We start from the raw sequence: 13,759 nt of genomic DNA, 5'->3' as shown, positions 1-13,759 counted from the left end.
CTTTTTCTTATTTTCGTACACATTTATGAACTTTTAGTAGTTCAAACTTTACACACTACAATGATGAAAAATTATGCGCCGTGCTGGGCAAAACCAACCTATAACTGTATTATGCGCGCCGAATGTTGACAGACATTCCAATGGAATTTTGTTTAATTGATTTATTTTGTATGGCTCGCCTTCCCGCGAGCTTTTTTTTTGCCTAAAAACCTTACCAATTCATTATTAATTAGAGAATTTTACCCATCACGTGAACAATACTTTGCTGTGTCGCCGAAGAGAAAATTTCATCTTTAACGTGTTTCATCCCTAAAGACTCATAAAAGCGGCGGGCTCCCGTATTTTGTTGCAGAACCTGCAACCAGAGAAACGTCTGCCCATGTGCTCTCGCCAGTAAACTTATTTCATCGAAAATCGTTCTGCCATATCCCTTACCGGTTTCTTCCGGGCTGAGATACAGCTTATTCAGTAGCGTTCCTGCCAGCGCCTCGCCGGCTATCTCACTGTGCCAAGTCAACTTGGCGATGCCTATCGGCCTGTCCGTTTCAGCAATTAACCAACACACGGCAGAGTCTCTCAGGCTGTGTTCGACCACGGGCAAAGCATATTCGCTTTCCAGAAACCGAGTTAACTCGGTTTTCGAGGTCCACAGATGCGCGAAAGGGTAAGTTGTAAAACCAAGACGGTTTAACAACCCGGCATCATGGAGCTGGGCAATCCGAAGGGAAAGAGGCATTAGGTCTCCGACATCAGGAAGAAAATAATAATTATCAATAGCCTATAAATTAATCCAGTCCATATTAAGGGTTAATTTTATTCGCCGCAACGTTTCAAGGGCAGCAGAAAAGACTGTACGTTTATCAGGGTGGTAAGGAGTGGCTGCTGCGTGTAGGATCTAAGTTATTCGAAATAGATATAAAAGATTAATACGTAATAAACACGATGAATGGAAAATATCCCACGGACTGGGACTGCAAAGTTACCGTACATAAAAGTCTTTTTAAGCGCGCGCTTCAATCACGCAGTTTGATGGCCGTATGCGCCCTCTTCACCCTGATGATTGCCACCCATTTTACGCTCAACTTTTTATGTTGGTTTACCTGTGAAGTGCTGTTTAAGGCTTAGGTTAATCAGGCATATTTTATAGCCCGCTGAGCACCTCTGTCAGTGCCAACAGTAAATCGCAAACAAAAATAAAGGCCGGATATCCGGCCTTGTTTAGCGTTTTAACGATTGATTAGTTAGTGGCTTTATTTTTCAGGTCTTCCGCGCCTTGCTTGGTTTTATCCCAAGTTTTCTCTGTACCTTGCTTCGTGCTATGCCATGCTTTTTGGGTGCCTTCGGTCATTTTGCTACCGGTCGTTCCCGCTTTGCCTTCTGCAGCATGTTTAGACTTCAGCTTCAGCTCTGCACCCTTATCTTGTGCATGATGCAGCTTCTCTTTTGCCGTGTCTGCGCCCTTGTTTGCCTGCGCTACAGTGTCGTCAGTTGCCTGAGTAGCAGTGGTAGCAGCGAAAACAGGCGATGCTAAAAGAAGTGCGGATAATGCCAAAATTGTCTTTTTCATGATTCCCTCATTTATGAGCTATTTTAGGTACACGCATACAGGATGGCACATTTTTCAGGTTTTGCGATTTAAGATAGAGCTGAAAATGACGAAGGGGTTCGTGAGCGTTGCCTGTTCATACTCTTTCGGAACCGAAGCTCACCACAGCAGTGGTGTCGCGACATGAACAAAAGAGCCTGACTGACAGCAGATATAAATGCCGCAGCCGGTCTCAAATGCCTACTCAGATAAGAATGCATATCAATGTGCTGAACATAGACGATTTTTTAACCTATACGCCCGAAAAGTGCGAGGCAGGATATCCCGCGTAAAAGCGTCAATACTATTAACACTATTACCGTTATCCCCACTCGATAAAAAGGGGGGATAACTGCTTGACGTGTTTTAAAAAATTTTAGACTGCGCGGCGAGGAGGCGATGCAAAGCGCAAAATCAGTACGCCTGCCAGAGCGGCGATAATAGAACCCGCCAGCACTCCCACCTTCACCTCATCGACCAAAAGCGGCGTTTGGGAAAAGGCAAGATTGCCAATGAACAAACTCATGGTGAAGCCGATACCACAGAGCACAGATACGCCGTATAGCTGTAGCCATGAGCTGTTGTACGGCCTTCTTGCCAGTCCAAATTTGATTGCCAGAAGTGACAGGCTGAAAATACCCACCTGCTTGCCCAGAAATAAGCCCAGCGCCACGCCGACTGGAACAGGAGAGGTCAGGTCGCCCAGCGTCATGCCAGACAGCGCCACACCAGCATTAACAAAGCCAAACAACGGCAGCACCAGAAACGTTACCCAAGAACCCAGGACATGTTCCAACTTGTAAAGCGGTGCTTCTTCATCATCCGTTTTTACACGCAGCGGAATGAAAAACGCGAGTACTATCCCCGCAATGGTAGCGTGAACGCCCGACTGCAACATGCAAAACCACAGTACGACACCCGCAATCAAATAAGGCAGGAGCCGCGTTACGCCAGCGCGGTTCATAATAAACAACAGCACCACGACGGCCGCGGCGGCCATCAGCATCGTGATAGAAATACTGCTCGTGTAGAAAAGCGCAATAATGATCACGGCACCCATGTCATCAAGTATTGCCAGCGCTGATAAAAATATTTTCAATGAAGCGGGAACGCGACTGCCGATCAGTGCCAGCACGCCAAGTGCAAACGCAATGTCGGTGGCGGCAGGAATGGCCCAGCCGGCGATGGTTTCACTGTTCCCAATGTTGAATCCAACATAAATAAGTGCGGGCACCGCCATCCCGCCCAGCGCTGCAAAACCCGGCAGCGCGCGCTGGCTCCACGTGGCCAGTTCACCGATCACCAGCTCCCGTTTTATTTCCAGCCCAACCAGTAAAAAGAAGATAGCCATGAGGCCATCATTGACCCAATGCTCCACAGACAATCCGCCAGCGCGATACTTAAGAAGCAACTCATAGCCTTCGCTGAGTGGAGAGTTCGCGACAATAATTGCCGCAATGGAGGCAACAATAAGAATGATGCCGCCGGCAATCGGTGAATTAAAAAAACCTGACAATGCTGCTGCCACGATCCTCGGCCTGCGAAGAGTGTTTTCTGACACGTTACCTCCCTGTAATGTAAACAATGCTTATCTGAATCAAACGAAACGACAATGAAAAAATTTATTATTAAAAAATAATGTAGAGCGGAAAAATGTTCCCCCCTCTCCACGGTTGGCCTTAGCCCCAGCGTCAAACGCGTTATTTTAACATAGTGAGCCATTATCGACGTCAGGCAGAGTAAAGAATGAAGGGGCCTCTGCTGACAACGGCAGCCGGTGGCGATTTACTTGTTATTGCGCCCGTCACGCCATTTCTGCTCAAGCTGTAGAATAATACTCAAAGAAGCGGGAAGTACCGTTAGCGTAATCAGCGTGGCAACCAGCAAACCCCCCATGATTGCGTAGGCCATTGGCCCCCAAAAAACCTGTTCCGCAATGGGCACCATGCCCAAAATCGCAGCACAAGCGGTAAGGAGTATTGGACGCGATCGATGCAAGGAAGCAGAGATTATGGCGGCTTGGCGTGCCATCCCTTGGCGAAAATTATTGTCCACTTCACTGATTAAAATCACGGCGTTGCGAATAATCATTCCCGATAAGGCGATAATCCCCAACAAAGCAACAAACCCCATTGCTGTTCCCGTGGGCAACATTGCCAATACAATTCCAATGAGTCCAAAAGGCGCCATTGCCAATGCTATGAACATGCGAGAAAAGTTCTGTAATTGAATCATCAGCAATACCAGCATAATGCACAGTGTTAGGGGTAGAACGCGATAAACTGACGCATTTCCCTTATCTGATTCGGCAACGGTTCCTCCCTCCTCTATACGGTAACCAGACGGCAGGCTGGCTTGCATGCGCCTAACAATGGGCGCGAGCTCTTCAGAAACAGTTTCAGCATGCAGTCCCGGAGCCAGGTCCGTTTGTACGGTGATAAACGGCATGCGCTGGCGACGCCATATAATAGGATCTTCCACTCCCCATTCAAGCTGCGCGACCTGACTTAGGGGGATCTTACCTCCATTTTTCGAGGTGACTCTCAGGCTTGAAAGTGTATCAAGGTCTTGCCTTTCCTTGTTGTTTGCCCGCAGAACCACATTAATCTGCCGGTCTTGATCCCGAACAGTGGTCACGACACTTCCCGACCAAATAGTATTAAGCTCGTTAGCCAGGCTTTCTGAGGAAACACCCGCCGCCCTTGCGGCCGTTTGATTCACCTTGAGTGTTATCACCCTCTCCGGCTCGCCCGAGGTTAAATTTACCTCACGTGTAGAATGGTTATTCCCTATTTCCATCTCAAGACGCTGAGCCAAGCGGCGAACCTTGTCATAGTCTGGTCCGCTAACGCGATATTTCAACGGCCATCCCACCGGCGGCCCGAGTTCCAAAGGGGAAACTCGCGTCGTTATATCATTGAAATATTTTATCATTATGAGGTTAAGCTGATGCTGGAGCCGCTCTCTGTCATCAAGATTTTTGGCCACCACCACTAACTGCGCCGTATTTTCATTATCAAGCAGGACGTCCATTGGCAGATAAAAACGTATGGCGCCAGACCCCACGTAGCTAGAGAAATGATCAACGTACGTATTGCCTTTAAGGATTTTTTCCAACCTTTCGGTCTGCCGCTGCGTTTCTGCCTGAGACGCATTGGCAGGAAGTGTCAGGCTGATTAACAGTTCTGGCCGGTCTGAGGAAGGGAAAAACTCGCCCTGCATAAATGTTGTGCCATAGGATGCCAACCCGAGAAGCGCGACGGCAAGCCCGAGGGTAGCCATACGATGCGCCAATGTTGCCTGCAAGAGTTGATGATAGAAGCGCATCACCTTACCTGGTCGAAGGTGATGAATCTTCATGCTCGACGGCAATAGCCAGTTCCCGATTAACGGAGAGAACACTATCGCCACCCCCCAGGAACACAGCAGCGCAATCAACACTACAGCAAACAGAGAGAAGCAATATTCCCCCGCGCTGGATGCGGCGAATCCTACGGGAATAAAACCAGCGATCATCACCAGCGTGCCGGTGAGCATGGGGAACGCCGTGGTTTGGAAGGCGTAAGTCGCGGCTTGCCAGCGGGTATCCCCAGCCTCCAGTCGCGAGACCATCGCTTCAACCGTTATCATTGCGTCATCGACCATCAAACCCAATGCGATGATTAACGCGCCGAGAGAAATGCGCTGCAATCCTATGCCCGCCAACATCATCCCAATAAAGGTCATCGCCAGCACCAAGGGAATGGCCGCCGCCACCACAAGCCCAGCCCGCATCCCCAATGAAACAAAAGATACCGCCAACACAATGACGACAGCCTCAGTCAACACTCTGACAAAACCGTCTACGGCATGTTTTACGACAGCAGACTGATCGGCTACTTTCGTCATATCGATGCCGTGAGGAAGCCCGTTGCCGATATCCTCCATTCGCGCGTTAAGTGCCTGGCCGAAGCTAAACATATTGCCGGTTTTAGCCATTGAGATGGCAAGACCCATGGCGGGTTTGCCATTCACTCTGAAAACAGGCGCGGGGGGTTCCTCACTTTGACGGCTAATCGACGCGATATCGGTGAGGGGAATATAGTGACCCGCAATGAACAATGTAATGCCAGCAAGACTTTGCTGCGCGTTCAGCGCCCCGCTTACGCGCAGGGCAATATTTTCGCGGTCGCTACGCAATGTGCCGCTGGGCGCCACGGCGTTTTGTTGCTTCAACGCCTCCGTGACCTGCTGGAGAGTGATCCCCATACCGGCCAGCTGGCGCGGTGAAAAGGCGATCGTCATCTGCTCTTCCTGCACCCCTAATAATGTGGTCTTTCCAATATCAGGGAGTGACGCCAGGCTGCGCTGAATGTCCTCAACCTTGTCTCGTAGTTCACGCGCCGAGAATCCCTCGGCGCTAAATCCATAAATGGTGCCGTAAGTATTATCAAACTCATCGTCTACCGCCGGCCCTTGAACCCCCTTGGGAAGCGAAGTGGAAATATCCTGCATTTTTTTTCGCAACTGATACCAGATTTCAGGCACCAAAGCAGGCGGGGTATCGTCGCGGAGATTGATATTGACAGTCGAGCTGCCAGCGCGAGTATAGCTTTCCACAAAATCGAGATAAGGAAGCTCTTGCAGCTTTTTTTCCAAAACATCCGTCACCAAATTAACTGTGTCTTGTAAGGTCGCGCCCTGCCACTGAGCGGAGACCACTGCGGTTTTTATCGTGAATGCTGGATCTTCATTACGCGGCAAATTTTCATAACACATCACCCCAGCAGCCAAAATGACTAACATGAAAAAAGCCAACAGCTGTTGATGCCCAAGAGCCCAAGCAGAAAGATTAAACGATGACGGGGACGATTTTTGGCTCATTCTGCCCTATCCCCCAGGCTCACTCGCTCACCGTCCCGCAGCTTGCTAACCCCGGCGGTGACCACGATTTCCCCCGGCGTAACCCCCGAGAGAATATAAATATCTGACAGGGAAAATCTCTCGACAACCACCCGTCGACGTTCAAGCCGTAGACTCCTTGGATTCACCACGAATACACCAGGATGTCCATCAGCCTGCGTGAGCGCCGAAGCAGGAAGGCGAAGGGTGCGTTGCCCGACTGCCGGCAACGCACCCTGCACGCTGGCACCAAGCACCATAGCAGCAGGAGGATTTTCCAGTGTGACCCGCGCACGCCATGTGCGGGTTTGCGGGTCGGCCTGCGGACTGACATCACGTAATATTCCGAGGGTTTTAACAGCAGGTTCAGAAAGCAGGGAAACGCTAAAGGTGGCCGAATCTTTCAGCGCCGCGACCTGCGCTTGCGAGAGATCGAACACCGCATCTCGTTGGCCAGATTCGGCCAGAGTTACCACCGTTTGCCCTGCGCTAACGACCTGCCCGACCGAAGCGCTGACCTGGGTAATTACACCGTCAGCCGGGGACACAAGCCGCGTCCAGGATAAAGTATCTTGTGCATTTTTTAGCGTATTTTCACTGGATTGAAGACGCGACGCCGCTGACTGCCATTCGGACATGGCGTTATCGAGCTGAACGCGAGCAATTGCCCCTGCGGGCATTAACATTCTCATTCGCCTGAGATTACTGGCTGACATCCGCTCGGCCACGCGCGCACTGAGCAGGTCGGCGCGGGCGCTACTAAGCTGATTCTCGCTGGCCTGACTCTCAAGGCTTGCCAGAAGCTGGCCCCTTGAAACCTGATCCCCAACGTCGACCTTGCGATTGAGCAAGCGGCCATCTAAACGAAAACCCAGCGTAAGCTCGTCGTGGGCGCGTATCTCGCCGGTCTGGGTGAACGACGTTGAAAATGAAAACTGAGGTGCAACGACATTACGTACTGGCCGAGGCAACGCCGCTTTCTTTTGCGTTTTATCGCCACAGCCGCTGAGGCCTAAGCAAAATAGGCAAAATAGGCACGCAATAATACAGTGTGTCAGTTTGCATGAGGATATGACGTGGCCCAGCGCGTGGCGGGCAAAGTGGGTAAACGTGTCTGTCATAACTGAACCCCTGAATTGATATAACGCTATTCAATCCAGCTTCTGTCCAGATTCATTGGATATTTCATCAAGGAAGCGTCAAGACAGACACTTTATTTCATATTTATTCAGCGGCGGTTTGTTGTTTGGCAGGCAACTCTATGCTCACCATTAATCCACCGTCGGTAGCATGATAGGCGATGATCGTACCGCCGTGCGCCTCACAGATTGCTCGAGCAATGGAGAGCCCTAAACCACTGCCCCCGAAGTGGCGAGCACGAGACGTTTCCGCTCGAGTGAATCGCTCAAATATTTGTGAAAGAAATGCGTCCTCTACGCCCTGCCCTCGATCACGAAATAAAATCTGCCATCCTGCGGGCAAAGGACAGACTTTAATCGCCAACTCACCGCCTTCTGAGGCATAGCGCAACGCATTTTCCATCAAGATGGTAAAGACCTGCCCCAGACGGAAAGGATCGCCCACATAGCGGCAATCGCCCGCGGCTTCAACGGAAATATTCATATCAACGGCCTCCGACTGAGGCTTTAACCACGTCACTCGCTCTCGCAGCAATTCCGCCAAATCGACTTCGCATTTATCCAGACTTAGCTGGCCAGCATCCGCCAGAGAGAGAAGATGCAGCTCTTCGATAAGCCGACTTAAATGAACGAGCTGTTTCATGACCATCTCGAGCTGCCGCGGTTCTGCTTCAAAGACACCGTCAAGCATGCCCTGAAGCCTTCCCATTGCAGCCGTAAGCGGCGAGCGCAACTCATGCGCCATCGCCACATGAGAGGTACGAAGCTCTTTATCATAGCGAGCGAGCTTGAGCGCCATTGTGTTGAAGTCTTCGGTGAACTGAATCAACTCGGCGGGCGCCCCTTTTACCGGCTCCGCTCGGGTGGAAAATTGCCCCCGTGATACCGCGCCAGCCGCAGAGGCCAGGCGGCTAAATTGAGAGGATAAGGGGCGTGCCGAGCGTAATCCCAATACGAGGATAAAAGGAATGGTAACAACAACCAACACGCCGACCATTATCCAGTCCGCCGACGCAATCGAAGGAACGGAATATTGAATACCCCACCATTTATCGACAAGCTGATGAAAACGTAACGGATTGGCCGCAGGATTTTCCAGCAATACCCCCAGTTCATTTCTCACAGAAAGCGGCATTTGATGAAGGATCCAAAGATTCACCAAAGCAAAACGAATCCACATGCAAAAAGCGATGACGATGACCGAACCTATCGCGAGCATGAGAATACGCACGCAAATCCAGCGCCAAAGAGATTGATGATTCTCCTTAATCATGGCTGTCTGAACCTGTAACCCACGCCTCGAACATTGACCAGTACGTCGCTAACCCCCGCAAACTCCAGTTTTTTACGCAAATTATAAACATGGGTGTCGACAACGCGTTCTAACGCCTCACTCTCCGGCAAGCAGCGTTCGAGGAGATACTGGCGTGAGAAAGGCCGCGTTGGGGCGCTCATCAGCGTGGTCAATACGCTAAACTCGGTGGGGGTTAAATCCAGATAGTTCAAGTTTCCCGTATCGTCTGTGACGCTGGCGACAAGGGCCTCAGTGTCAACGTCTAAATTCTGCCAGCGCAACGATCCCGACGCGGTGTTTTCTGCCAAAGAGGATGTTCTGCGTAACACAGCCTGAACTCTTGCGACTATTTCGCCGGGATTGTAGGGTTTCACGACGTAATCATCAGCGCCGTAGCGTAGCGCACCGATCTTGTCCGGCAAGTCGCCCATCGCCGTAACCATAATCACTGGCGTATTACTCTTGCGGCGCACGGCTGACAGCACTTCGGTTCCGCTCATTCCCGGCAACATCACGTCAAGCAAAATAAGGTCTGGTTTCCAACGTTGAACCATTTCAAGCCCAATCAGCCCATCTGCCGCAATCGCAACCTCGTATTTTTCACGCTTTAAATAGGCGTCGAGCACATCGGCCGCATCAGCATCATCTTCAATAATCAGGACTCGCTTTGTTTGCATGTTCACTACCTTGACCGTTTCTTAATATTTCCCCGACAGTAAATTGACACTGCCTCTTCATACTCTGCGTTTCAGACGCGGCTGCAATCCGCTTTTGTTGGTCGATTAATGAATGATGAGTGATGAGGAGTCACGATGATAACCAGAAAACTGTTGCTGCACATTATCTGTTTTGCCTTCACCAGCAGCATTGCCGCTGCACGTGCGGAGACTGCCACACCGGCGCCGAGCCTGACAGTAGGCATAGGAGGAGAAAACTCGCCGCGTTACAGCGGATCGGATAAACGACACTGGCAGGTTGCCCCCGTAGTGCAGGTTCGGGACGGGGTATTTTTCTTCGATACTCAGAAAGGCCTAGGCTATGACCTGCAAAGCGACAACGGTTTTTATCTCGAACATACGTTGGGATATAGCCTGGGCCGTTCAGATCAGGACTCAAACTGGCGAGACGGTTCAAACAAACTTAAAGGCATGGGCAATATCAATGCCGCATTAAATACCGCCATCGCGGTTGGCTGGTCAGTGACCCCCTGGTTAACCCTCGAAGGTAAAGCCACGCTCCCACTCACCGACGGGCAAGGCGTGCAATATCGAACATCGGCGACGCTGCTTCCCTTCCAGAATGAAACTGACACGATAGCCCTTCAAAGCGCGGCACTGTTTGGCGACAGCCGTTACATGAATACCTTTTATGGCGTGAGTCACTCTCAGGGTCTTCGTTCAGGTTATGCCCCCTACCAGGCCAACGGCGGATTTTATGGCGTGGACAACAGCTTGACATGGAGCCACCAGTTCACGGCGCACTGGGGCACGTTGGCCAGTATCGACTATACTTGGCTAGACAAACAGGCCAAGGATAGCCCAATCGTGTTTAGACCCAACCAGACGTCGGTAAATATGGCCATACTTTATACTTTCTGATCCCTCCAAACTCATTAAGTTGAAGAGGATGAATCACGCGTAAATATCCCTGATAAAAAACGGGACATAATAACCCTCTCGTTTTTATCAAATAAAATCGCCAGTAAAGCAACATTTTGGCACATGAGGAAAATAGGAAAAATCATATCGAGGCGTTACTTTTTTTGACATGCTTTATCTTCAAAAGCAGATTTTGATTCCTTGGCTTCATTGTCAAAAGATTCTTCTAATAGTTTTATTGCATACAGCAGAGATTTTTCTACAGACTGTTGAGATTCTTTCTTCTCGCGCAATGTTGACTTCAAAAAATCTGCTATTTCGGATTTATTTGTTTCTTTTCCCATTACGGCAAAATGAAAAGCAGTATCGCCAATCAATTTGCACGCTTCAGCATAGAGTGCATTAGGTTCTTCATAACTCATTGTAACTCCGGAATTCTAGTGATAAGTGAACAGGTTATTGACTTGCATGTAAGAAGAATTTAGTGCTTCAAAAACCAGGTCAACTTCGCCTAATATTTTTTGAGCTAAATCCTCATTATTCGCATCGATAGTTTTGAGGTTCAATTCACTAGACCAAACAATTTCGCTGGGGATGTTTTGTTCGTTTAATTTTACTATATGGAGTGAAGCGCCTCTTGAACTCACAGCGTTAACAGCTGCTTTCAAAATATCAGCGGGGCAATCGCTGTTTGTCAGAATAACCACACTTTTAGAGTGATCTATTTTAGAAAGATCAAGAACAGTCTCGAACATAGTCGTAAGCCTTGCTTTTTCTTTTTCTAGCATATTTAAAACTCCTCTGCTAGTTAGGTTCCTAGGTGTTAGTAAGAATTGGACAGCAAACATGATATTTTGTTTTTTTAAATAATTTTAATTTGTAGTTGTGTCATAAAATCCACATAAACGCAGACTTAAAAGGGATAATATCAATACCGTATGCGGATTGAAAAAACGTCATAAACCCTCTCACTGATATTATTGTACTTTTTAATAAGCTATTTTCTCCATTCAGCTAAGAAATAGGTAACAGAACTCTTTTTCATCATTTTCCCTAAGGGTTAAGGGATCATATTAAGAAGAAGCGTTTTCAAATCATCCAAAAGCCCATCACGCTCAGGCCAAGTGTGTATAACGTGTGAAGACCCGCTTAACAGAAAATACAGGGTCATTTCTGGGTTACCGCTCGGAAAATTCCCCTCATCCATCGATCTTTTAAGCACCGGCCCAACCTTAACGAGAAAGGGGTCGATGAGTCGTGTTTTTAATACGCCAAATCTTTCGCTATCTCCGGACATCTCATGACTTATCATCATGTGAAATTCCGGGTACTGTTCGGCGATTGCAATAATGATTTCAATTAAGGTATGAATAGCTTCCTTTCCAGAAATCTCACCGTTGATTAACCCTTCAATCCCTTGAATAAATTCCTTTTGTTCTTCGCACAAAGAGTCTATGACCTTGAGCCAAAGCTTATCTTTCGACCCAAAATTATAGGCAATCAGTGATGCATCAACACCGGCTTCTGCCGCTATGATCCTCGTAGTAGCCTTGTCAAAGCCGTAAAATGAAAAGCATCGGTATGCCGCTTTAAGGATTGCCTCACCGCAAGAGATCTCACCTTTTGGTTTAGGCCCACGCTTATTCTTGTTCATTGCTCTCAGCACCAATTTAATCAAGTGATGAAATTTAGATTTATCCCCTGCCAGTGTCAAGAATAAGAAAATATCTGTCACCGAAAAGGCGATAAAAGGAACATTAACAGTGGCGTCTGTTAAAGATAATCGGCGGGAGAAGAGTTGTGGCGCTTATCGCTCTTTGAAGTGCATACCGTGCATTAACTTTATATGAGTCATTGAATTATAACAGTTTAGTAAATAACTGTAGAATAGGTCGAAAGAAAACGACAAACAATTTAGGTTTAGGATTTTCAGTGAGTCTATTGAGGGCAATACTTATAGGTAACAAAATATTAATTTTTTGTTCGCTTCTAAACCATGACGCCAGAACTGCATAAAAGTTTACGGTGCCAGGCTCCCTAGCTCCTGCGACATGTGACAATCTCTCGGTCAATTTTTTTGCATTGCGTGCCAGCGCCATTAGGTTTAGAGTTTTCTAAATTTAGAAACTGCTTAAATAAAAAATGAAAGATACTCAACTGCGTCAATTACAGGAAAGTGCCTCACTGGCAACAAAGCTTCTTAAGTCGATGAGCAACAGCAATCGACTGTTGATCCTCTGTATTCTCATTGATTCACCCGGCACTTCGTCAGGTGACTTGAGTCAACTGACTGGCTTAACCCCTTCGGCAACCTCGCAGCATCTGGCGAAAATGAAAGAAGATGGTTTAATTGCGTCTGAAAGAGTGGCGCAAAGAGTGAACTATTTCATCAAAAACGACGCCGTCAAAAAGGTCATTTCCACACTAAAAGATATCTACTGCCCGGAGGATGTAAAATGACGCCAGGATCCGTATCACCGCGAGAAGCCAAAAAGCTTATTGAACAAGGGGCTGTACTCATTGATATTCGAGACCGCGCGGAATACCTGCGTGAGCACATACCTAATGCGCGATCGGTTCCTTTTGCCGACATTGCGGCAGGTAAAACAGTGGAAGGCGCAGAGCAGCGGCCCATTATTTTTCATTGTCAGGCCGGGATGCGGACCACCCAAAACGCCGACGCGCTCATCAAAGCTGCCAGCCCTACGTCGGTTTTGCTCATGGCTGGCGGGATTAATGCGTGGAAGAGCGATTCTCTCCCGACTATTGAAGACAAAAAACAACCGCTACCTATTATGCGGCAAGTTCAGATAGTTGCTGGTACGCTTGTTCTTATAGGCGTTGCATTGGGATACACCATTGATAGCAAACTGTTCATGCTGTCAGGCTTCGTAGGCGCAGGTCTACTGTTTGCGGGCATCAGCGGCTGGTGCGGAATGGCAAGTTTACTGTCAAAAATGCCTTGGAACAGATTGCGGAAATAGCGGGACCATTTATTCATATCGGCCGTTTGGGTGGGTAATATGGGAAAAGGCATGAACATCTGTGTGCTACATTGTTCGCAAAAATGCTCTGCTTCACAGTGCGGCCATCATTAAATTAATAGGCGATCGGTTCGCATATAAAACGGAGCTAATGACTTCACCATAATCTGGTCGACATCGATACGATTTCCATCCGTGACGCTTTGTAAGCACACCCGTTTTAGTTCCACGCACTTTTTGAGATTTCCGTATTTTCGGCCATCAGCCTGTACTCTTCC

The 13,759-nt window shown here is 48.5% G+C and carries 13 protein-coding genes; 3 read left to right on the top strand and 10 right to left on the bottom strand.

Going from position 1 to position 13,759, the window contains the following annotated elements:
- Nucleotides 1–229 precede the first annotated feature (229 nt).
- From BS639_RS23600 to BS639_RS23565, 7 genes are all read right to left on the bottom strand, one after another.
- Entirely contained in the window at nucleotides 230–736 is a 507-nt protein-coding gene (locus tag BS639_RS23600) for a GNAT family N-acetyltransferase (protein WP_084984512.1), read from the bottom strand.
- A 501-nt stretch (nucleotides 737–1,237) separates the two neighbouring features.
- Nucleotides 1,238–1,567, bottom strand: coding sequence for a hypothetical protein (locus BS639_RS23590; protein WP_055772757.1), 330 nt, complete (start codon nucleotides 1,565–1,567; stop codon nucleotides 1,238–1,240).
- Nucleotides 1,568–1,961: 394 nt separating this feature from the next.
- Nucleotides 1,962–3,146 (bottom strand): Na+/H+ antiporter NhaA, encoded by a 1,185-nt coding sequence (gene nhaA, locus BS639_RS23585; protein WP_055772752.1) that lies wholly within the window; start codon nucleotides 3,144–3,146, stop codon nucleotides 1,962–1,964.
- 224 nt (nucleotides 3,147–3,370) lie between these two features.
- Nucleotides 3,371–6,448: an efflux RND transporter permease subunit gene (locus tag BS639_RS23580; RefSeq protein WP_084984511.1), complete on the bottom strand. Its 3,078-nt coding sequence runs from the start codon at nucleotides 6,446–6,448 to the stop codon at nucleotides 3,371–3,373.
- Complete coding sequence (locus tag BS639_RS23575) at nucleotides 6,445–7,587, bottom strand: efflux RND transporter periplasmic adaptor subunit (RefSeq protein ID WP_084984510.1); 1,143 nt, start codon at nucleotides 7,585–7,587, stop codon at nucleotides 6,445–6,447. Before BS639_RS23575 ends, BS639_RS23580 begins: the two co-directional genes overlap by 4 nt.
- Before the next feature lie 103 nt (nucleotides 7,588–7,690).
- Nucleotides 7,691–8,878, bottom strand: a complete 1,188-nt coding sequence (locus tag BS639_RS23570; RefSeq protein ID WP_084984509.1) for a sensor histidine kinase — start codon at nucleotides 8,876–8,878, stop codon at nucleotides 7,691–7,693.
- Nucleotides 8,875–9,576, bottom strand: coding sequence for a response regulator (locus BS639_RS23565; protein ID WP_084984508.1), 702 nt, complete (start codon nucleotides 9,574–9,576; stop codon nucleotides 8,875–8,877). Before BS639_RS23565 ends, BS639_RS23570 begins: the two co-directional genes overlap by 4 nt.
- A 135-nt stretch (nucleotides 9,577–9,711) precedes the next feature.
- Here BS639_RS23565 and BS639_RS23560 point away from each other — a divergent pair, with 135 nt between their 5' ends.
- Nucleotides 9,712–10,497 (top strand): MipA/OmpV family protein, encoded by a 786-nt coding sequence (locus BS639_RS23560; protein WP_084984507.1) that lies wholly within the window; start codon nucleotides 9,712–9,714, stop codon nucleotides 10,495–10,497.
- A 155-nt stretch (nucleotides 10,498–10,652) separates the two neighbouring features.
- On the opposite strand, the gene BS639_RS23555 is transcribed toward BS639_RS23560, so the two are convergent.
- The 3 genes from BS639_RS23555 to BS639_RS23545 form a co-directional block, all read right to left on the bottom strand.
- On the bottom strand, nucleotides 10,653–10,919 hold the full coding sequence (locus BS639_RS23555) for a DUF2767 family protein (RefSeq protein WP_084984506.1): 267 nt from the start codon (nucleotides 10,917–10,919) through the stop codon (nucleotides 10,653–10,655).
- A 15-nt stretch (nucleotides 10,920–10,934) separates the two neighbouring features.
- A complete protein-coding gene (locus BS639_RS23550; RefSeq protein ID WP_055772731.1) occupies nucleotides 10,935–11,285 on the bottom strand; it encodes a hypothetical protein in 351 nt (116 codons plus the stop codon).
- 272 nt (nucleotides 11,286–11,557) lie between these two features.
- Nucleotides 11,558–12,151 (bottom strand): TetR/AcrR family transcriptional regulator, encoded by a 594-nt coding sequence (locus BS639_RS23545; protein WP_055772726.1) that lies wholly within the window; start codon nucleotides 12,149–12,151, stop codon nucleotides 11,558–11,560.
- Nucleotides 12,152–12,639: 488 nt separating this feature from the next.
- Here BS639_RS23545 and BS639_RS23540 point away from each other — a divergent pair, with 488 nt between their 5' ends.
- Both BS639_RS23540 and BS639_RS23535 read left to right on the top strand, forming a co-directional pair.
- On the top strand, nucleotides 12,640–12,957 hold the full coding sequence (locus tag BS639_RS23540) for an ArsR/SmtB family transcription factor (RefSeq protein ID WP_084984505.1): 318 nt from the start codon (nucleotides 12,640–12,642) through the stop codon (nucleotides 12,955–12,957).
- Nucleotides 12,954–13,481, top strand: coding sequence for a rhodanese family protein (locus tag BS639_RS23535; protein ID WP_055772720.1), 528 nt, complete (start codon nucleotides 12,954–12,956; stop codon nucleotides 13,479–13,481). Before BS639_RS23540 ends, BS639_RS23535 begins: the two co-directional genes overlap by 4 nt.
- Nucleotides 13,482–13,759 lie beyond the last annotated feature (278 nt).

This window comes from Rouxiella silvae, assembly GCF_002093625.1.
GTDB classification, from domain to species: Bacteria; Pseudomonadota; Gammaproteobacteria; order Enterobacterales; family Enterobacteriaceae; genus Rouxiella; species Rouxiella silvae.
This window is presented reverse-complemented; position numbering and strand designations above follow the sequence as displayed.

What these genes read in the sequence shown, in the direction of transcription:
- BS639_RS23580 (WP_084984511.1), bottom strand. Translation starts at nt 6,448, where the DNA reads ATGAGCCAAAAATCGTCCCCGTCATCGTTTAATCTTTCTGCTTGGGCT.
- BS639_RS23560 (WP_084984507.1), top strand. Translation starts at nt 9,712, where the DNA reads ATGATAACCAGAAAACTGTTGCTGCACATTATCTGTTTTGCCTTCACC.
- BS639_RS23565 (WP_084984508.1), bottom strand. Translation starts at nt 9,576, where the DNA reads ATGCAAACAAAGCGAGTCCTGATTATTGAAGATGATGCTGATGCGGCC.
- BS639_RS23540 (WP_084984505.1), top strand. Translation starts at nt 12,640, where the DNA reads ATGAAAGATACTCAACTGCGTCAATTACAGGAAAGTGCCTCACTGGCA.
- BS639_RS23545 (WP_055772726.1), bottom strand. Translation starts at nt 12,151, where the DNA reads ATGAACAAGAATAAGCGTGGGCCTAAACCAAAAGGTGAGATCTCTTGC.
- BS639_RS23555 (WP_084984506.1), bottom strand. Translation starts at nt 10,919, where the DNA reads ATGAGTTATGAAGAACCTAATGCACTCTATGCTGAAGCGTGCAAATTG.
- BS639_RS23590 (WP_055772757.1), bottom strand. Translation starts at nt 1,567, where the DNA reads ATGAAAAAGACAATTTTGGCATTATCCGCACTTCTTTTAGCATCGCCT.
- BS639_RS23570 (WP_084984509.1), bottom strand. Translation starts at nt 8,878, where the DNA reads ATGATTAAGGAGAATCATCAATCTCTTTGGCGCTGGATTTGCGTGCGT.
- BS639_RS23575 (WP_084984510.1), bottom strand. Translation starts at nt 7,587, where the DNA reads ATGACAGACACGTTTACCCACTTTGCCCGCCACGCGCTGGGCCACGTC.
- BS639_RS23550 (WP_055772731.1), bottom strand. Translation starts at nt 11,285, where the DNA reads ATGCTAGAAAAAGAAAAAGCAAGGCTTACGACTATGTTCGAGACTGTT.
- BS639_RS23535 (WP_055772720.1), top strand. Translation starts at nt 12,954, where the DNA reads ATGACGCCAGGATCCGTATCACCGCGAGAAGCCAAAAAGCTTATTGAA.
- BS639_RS23600 (WP_084984512.1), bottom strand. Translation starts at nt 736, where the DNA reads ATGCCTCTTTCCCTTCGGATTGCCCAGCTCCATGATGCCGGGTTGTTA.